The following is a 5,698-nucleotide window of genomic DNA, read 5'->3' on the forward strand; positions in this document are numbered from 1 at the left end:
CAACCGATCCATTACACCCAAGGCTGCCTCCAAAAGCAGTCTTGAATCATGCTACGGTCAAAAAGGGAATCCTAAGAGTCCACACCACCTAGCGGGGACGGCCCAGCGGCTTTGGGGGGCCGCTGGGCCTGACCAGCGAGCCTTCGGGGGGGGGCGCGCTCATCTGGCTGCGGAACACATGCGCTCAAGCTAATGGAGTCGAAACATTCGAACGAAGTACGTGGCGGCAATTCCGCTTGTGTAGAAGCCACAAGGTGCGCCGCAATGGGGCAACACATCTGGCACCGCAATTGCACGGTTAGATATCGGGGAATGGGGTGGAGGCCCGTCGCTTCGCAGATGTAGCGGCGGGTCTTCTACATACCAGTAGCGTCCCAGCCTACGCGCTGCCTCCGTCTTCCTTCCTCATCAGGCGGCCGGCAACGCAACGGGTCAAGGCAGGGATCAAGCCCGCGTGAAGCACTTGCGCGGCGAGGACGACCTCCGCCACGCTTCGCTGCAGGATTCTGGGAGGAGGGCTAAAGCGGGACATCTCAAATCCCGTACATCAGGGCAATGAAGATCACCGGTGCAAAGATCAGAAAGATCGCCATTGCCATAATAACGGCAAGGGCCAGGCGCTCTGTTCGCCTGACGATTGCAGCGACGTCGTCGTCGCCCGACGAGACAAGATCAACCGCCGAGAAATCTGTTGGGTCAGGAGTTTGATTGTCATTGGCGGGTCGGCTTGCGACCTCATCGACATTCTGTCTGCTCTGGATAAGGGTCACAGTTCTTTCCGCCGTTAGGGTGTCATATCGGGTGCCCGCCGAAAAGGACAAACAGCGGGCACCCGGTGAACCACCGATGAAGGGACTTTGCTCGGCGGCTCAATACTAATCCGTTGCTAAGATCTTGGTTGCCAGCCTCAGCCCTCTGTCTCTGACGCAAAGACTTCAGTCTTACTGCATCATGGACCATAGCCCGGCGGCGGAACTAAGTGCCCGCCGGTCCCGTTGCCGACCAGTGATAATTCAGAGATAGGAGAGGTAGTCATGGCTGACGGTCCCACCGTTGTTAACTCAGGCGGAAATGGCGCCGGCACTGCTGTCGCCGTCGTTCTCGCAATTCTCGCAATCGTGATCCTGCTGTTGTTCACCGGCGTTATCAACATCAATGGCGGGGGCACCGGAAAGGACGTCGACGTAAAGGTTGAGGCGCCCAGGGTTGAAACGCCCAAGGTCGAAGCGCCCAAGGTCGAGGCGCCAGCCGCGCCCGCTCCGGCAGAGCCTGCTCCAGCCGCACCCGCTCCGGCAGCCCCTGCTGACGGCGGCTGAAGGACGCCTGTAACCCGAGTCGGCCCGCGCTCGGAGGAGGAGCGCGGGCTTTTCCTTGTCAGTCCGACGCGCCAGACAAGGGGGAAGGCCGGCGCCGCTAAGGGGGTGAGATAGAATGCCCAGGCGCAAGCCTGCCGGATTGGGGCCAGCCACGCACTCCGCCGTTCGGCCCCTTGCGCGCGGGGCGTTTGTCCTCAGCCTTTGCGCTGCTTGGACACGTCTTCTTCCGACGTGGGCTTTTCCTGTCCGGTGTTCTCGCCAATTCCGGACTTGGCTGCAAAACTATAAAGAAGACCTGCCACGACAAGCACCAAAAGCGTGCCGAGTGCCGCCACTTGCCACAGACCGAGCCCGCACGCCACGCCAATTGCCCCAGACAGCCACATGCCTGCACCGGTCGTCAGCCCGTGGACCTCGCCTCTCGAAAACAAAATCGATCCGGCAGCGAGGAACGCGACGCCAGCGGTAACCGCTTCGACAACACGAATCGGATCGACCTTCACGGAGTCCTGCAGAAACATCGGCGCGTGAACGATTTCAATCGTCAGAATACCGAAAGTAGCCGCTGCCACGCAGATCAGGATATGAGTGCGAAGCCCAGCAGGCCGATTTCGCCATTCGCGTTCGAAACCGATCGCCGCACCGAAGATCGACGCCAATAGAAGCCTCGCCGCAATAACCGGAAACGGGACGTATGTCGGATGGCCGAATTCTTGGAAAAGCTGTTGCATGCGTAACCCAGGCTGACCGGCCACAACGTGCTCGGGCCGGCCAGGTTCCCCAAGGTCTGCCGAAGGGAGCGCGCCTGGGCGAGGGTAGGGGCTCCGCTAGCTTACCACTGACGTTGACCGGTTTCCCTGCCGCTTGGGGGCCAGCCAGCAGAAGCGAAGCGTAGGGAAAAATCGCATGCTGGCGCGCAGTATCGCGCCCTAGCGTAGAAATGGCGTTGGCTCCCCGGGCCGGATTCGAACCAGCGACCAACCGGTTAACAGCCGGTTGCTCTACCACTGAGCTACCGGGGAACAGAGGCTCTCATGTGAGTGGCGCAGCCTATAGCAAACCCGTTTCGGCTTTGCAAAGAAGCATTTCGTATTTATCGGCGCTTTTTCGCGCCACGATTTCTCGCAATCATGTGCGCGCGTCCTCATATGAGCCGTCTGACTGGGGGCGCGGAACCGAAAAGGTGGTTGCGGCTTTCGTCAGCTGGTGCTTTTTATTCCCGAACGGACCACCAATCAGATATGAGCGCAGCAAGCCATAACCATCCACCGGCACGGAAAATATCGGTCTTCGGCCGTCAGTTCACCATGCCGCGCTCGCGCGGCCTCAGGATTGCGATCGGCGTCGTGCTGATCTTCGGCGGCATTCTCGGCTTCCTGCCGATCCTGGGCTTCTGGATGATTCCGATCGGATTGCTGGTGCTCTCCTACGAGTTTGCCTTGGTGCGCCGCCACCGGCGCCGGCTTGTCGTGTGGTGGGAACGGCGACGGCGGCCGAACTGACGGGTTTGTAGCGCGTGGCAACGCCATCTGTGATGGGGCGGTCTTTCCGGCTCGACTCAACCCGGCTGTTGCCCGGAGCGCTTTTTTCCGGCCCTTGCAACTCCTTCAGAATGGCGGACCTTCTGCTTACCCGACGTGAGGTCCAGGCTCCGGGCTTCCCTTTGCCATTTTCCGTACTTAACAGTTAACTAATATTTTGATTGCAGCATGCGTATCGACGATGCGATGCGTGGCATCATGGCCGAGGGGAAACCGTCCGGAATGCACCATGGCCGCTTGACGGCATTTTCGCCGCAACCTATTGGAACCGGGTGGAACGCCGGGAGCAATGAGGCCTCGTGGCGGAGTGGTTACGCAGAGGACTGCAAATCCTTGCACCCCGGTTCGATTCCGGGCGAGGCCTCCAAATGCCCAAGCTCCCGCGCACCAGCGCCACGGGGCTTGAGTTCCGGTCGAAATGAGCCGCGGTCTTGGCGCGGCAAGCAGATTGGTTTTGGGCGGATTGGTTGGAACATGAGCGCTGATTTTGCCGAACGTCGGGTAAAGATGGTCGATGGCCAGATCCGCACCACCGACGTGACCAGCGCCCCGCTGCTCGAGGCGATGCTTGTCGTGCCGCGCGAGGCCTTTGTCGCCCCCGGCCAGCGCGATCTGGCCTATATCGACGAGGACATCCGCATTGCCAATGGAGTGGACGGCCCCCGCTACCTCATGGAGCCTTCGCCGTTGGCCAAGCTGATGCAGCTGGCCGAGATCGGCCCTGGCGATTCGGCACTCGATGTCGGCTGCGGCACCGGCTATGCGGCGGCGATCCTGTCGCGGCTGGCAAAGTCGGTCGTTGCATTGGAAAGCGATCCGGCATTAGCCGAGACCGCCATGTCGACGCTTTCGGCGCTGGGCTGCGACAATGTCAGCGTGGTCTCGGGACCGCTGCCGGAAGGCCATGCCGCGGGAGCACCCTACGACGTCATTTTCATCGGCGGCAGCGTGGAGAAAGTGCCGGAGTCGCTGCTCGACCAGCTTGCGGAAGGCGGTCGGCTCGTCGCCGTCGAAGGGCAGGGGAATTCGGGCGTGGCCCGATTGTTTTTCAAAACAGGGGGCGTTGTAACCGGAAGAGGCGCATTTAATGCGGCAATTAAGCCACTACCGGGATTCGAACGTATTCATGCGTTCGAGTTCTGAGTGATTTTGGCTTGCAGCAAAGCCGTTGTCATGTTCGCTTGCGCTTGAACAATTGTTGCTGATCCGCACAACCGGGGTGTTCTTTTGGGGGAAGACAGCAGGGAACCTGAGACACACCGCGCCGGCTGCTCGAATGGGAGAAGCCGGCGCGGTGTGGTTCCCATGCAAAACGAATGAGGGAATAACGTGCCGTCTTTACGAAAGAGTCTTTTTACCGCCGTCCTCTTCTCGGCGACCGCGCTTTCTCCGCTAGGCGCCTCGGCGGAAACCATTCTCGGTGCACTTTCAAAAGCCTACCAGAACAATTCCCAGCTCAATTCGGCTCGTGCCGGCGTCCGCGTCACCGATGAGGGCGTCGCCATCGCCAAGTCGGGGTGGCGCCCGACCATCACCGGTTCTGCGGACATCGACTTCTCCAGAAGCCATTTCGATGCCCGTACCAATCTCGGGACGAACCGAGGCATCTCGTTGACCACCGGCAACTTCGGCGTCCAGATCGACCAGACCCTGTTCGATGGCTTTCAGACCAGGAACAACGTCGCTGCCGCCGAGGCGCGGGTCCGCGCCTCGTTCGAGAGCCTGCGCAACACCGAAGAGAACATTCTGTTCAATGCGGCAAGTGCCTACATGGACGTGATTCGCGACCGCCAAGTGGCGGTGCTGACCGAGCAAAACCTGCAGTTCCTGACCGAGCAGGCGCGCGCGGCGCGCTCGCGCTTCGAGGTCGGCGAAGGCACCCGCACCGACGTCGCCCAGGCCGACGCCGAGCGCTCCACCGCCGTGGCGGAACTGGCCGCCGCCCGCGCGCAGGCGCTGGCAAGCGCTGCGACCTATCGCCAAATCGTCGGCGACGAGCCGGGCAGGCTCAGGGCCGCTTCGCCGTTGTCGAAGCTGTTGCCGTCGAACCTCGATGCGGCGATCGTGATCGCATCCAGCGAGCACCCGGCCATCCTCTCCACCCAGCATCTGGTCGACGCGGCGGCGTTTACGGTGAAATCGGCCGAAGGGGCGCTGCTGCCGCAGCTTTCGGCTTCCGCCGGCGTCTCCAGCGCATTTCGCAGGACGAGTCCGGGCTCTGCGGATACGGGGCAGGATGGCACAACCAATTCGGCCAGCATCGGTGCCACGTTGACTATCCCGATCTATTCGGGCGGGCGCACGTCGGCGATAGTGCGCCAGAACAAGGAATCGCTCAGCCAAGCCCGGATTGAGGTCGATGTAAGCCGCGACACCGTACGGCAAGCCGTGACCTCGGCATGGACGCAATATATCGCCGCCCAGCAAACCGTGGTGGCCAACAGGCAGGTGATCGCCGCCGCGCAGCTTGCCTTGAGCGGCGTCATCGAGGAGCGCAATGTCGGCCAACGCACCACGCTCGACGTTCTCAACGCCCAGGCCACACTCATCACCGCCAAGATCAACCAGGCCAGTTCCGAACGCGATTTGGTGGTGGCGAGCTATGCCATCCTCTCGGCGATCGGTCGTCTTTCGGTCGAGCGTCTCGCCCTCCAGGTGACGAAATACAGACCGGAAGAGCATTATAACGCGGTCAAGGACAAGTGGTTCGGCCTGCGCACGCCAGATGGTCGCTGATCGCTCCACCGGTTTCAAATCCGTCCAGTTTCAAGGCATTAGAGCCCGCGCGGTGGAGGGACGCGCGGGGGCGGATGTGGCGGGTTTTCGCCGCGGGCGCGGGCG

General features: G+C 61.5%; 6 protein-coding genes and 2 tRNA genes. 5 read left to right on the forward strand and 3 right to left on the reverse strand.

Annotation, left to right across the window (positions count from 1 at the left end; translation table 11 throughout):
- Nucleotides 1-533: 533 nt before the first annotated feature.
- Entirely contained in the window at nucleotides 534-770 is a 237-nt protein-coding gene (locus NKH12_RS29750) for a hypothetical protein (RefSeq protein WP_352956380.1), read from the reverse strand.
- A 264-nt stretch (nucleotides 771-1,034) separates the two neighbouring features.
- Between NKH12_RS29750 and NKH12_RS29755 the strand changes: the two genes are divergently transcribed.
- Entirely contained in the window at nucleotides 1,035-1,316 is a 282-nt protein-coding gene (locus NKH12_RS29755) for a hypothetical protein (protein ID WP_352956381.1), read from the forward strand.
- Nucleotides 1,317-1,510: 194 nt separating this feature from the next.
- Here NKH12_RS29755 and NKH12_RS29760 read toward each other — a convergent pair whose 3' ends face one another.
- Both NKH12_RS29760 and NKH12_RS29765 read right to left on the reverse strand, forming a co-directional pair.
- Complete coding sequence (locus NKH12_RS29760; protein WP_352956382.1) at nucleotides 1,511-2,047, reverse strand: MgtC/SapB family protein; 537 nt, start codon at nucleotides 2,045-2,047, stop codon at nucleotides 1,511-1,513.
- Nucleotides 2,048-2,263: 216 nt separating this feature from the next.
- Nucleotides 2,264-2,338: transfer RNA gene (locus NKH12_RS29765), tRNA-Asn, on the reverse strand.
- Between the two features lie 219 nt (nucleotides 2,339-2,557).
- Here NKH12_RS29765 and NKH12_RS29770 point away from each other — a divergent pair.
- From NKH12_RS29770 to NKH12_RS29785, 4 genes are all read left to right on the forward strand, one after another.
- Complete coding sequence (locus tag NKH12_RS29770) at nucleotides 2,558-2,818, forward strand: hypothetical protein (RefSeq protein WP_029353198.1); 261 nt, start codon at nucleotides 2,558-2,560, stop codon at nucleotides 2,816-2,818.
- Between the two features lie 332 nt (nucleotides 2,819-3,150).
- Nucleotides 3,151-3,224, forward strand: a tRNA-Cys gene (locus NKH12_RS29775).
- A gap of 107 nt (nucleotides 3,225-3,331) precedes the next feature.
- A complete protein-coding gene (locus NKH12_RS29780; RefSeq protein WP_352956384.1) occupies nucleotides 3,332-4,000 on the forward strand; it encodes a protein-L-isoaspartate O-methyltransferase family protein in 669 nt (222 codons plus the stop codon).
- A 186-nt stretch (nucleotides 4,001-4,186) separates the two neighbouring features.
- Nucleotides 4,187-5,593, forward strand: a complete 1,407-nt coding sequence (locus NKH12_RS29785; protein ID WP_352956383.1) for a TolC family outer membrane protein — start codon at nucleotides 4,187-4,189, stop codon at nucleotides 5,591-5,593.
- Nucleotides 5,594-5,698: the final 105 nt, after the last annotated feature.

It is taken from the genome of Mesorhizobium sp. M1322 (assembly GCF_040318085.1).
GTDB lineage: Bacteria > Pseudomonadota > Alphaproteobacteria > Rhizobiales > Rhizobiaceae > Mesorhizobium.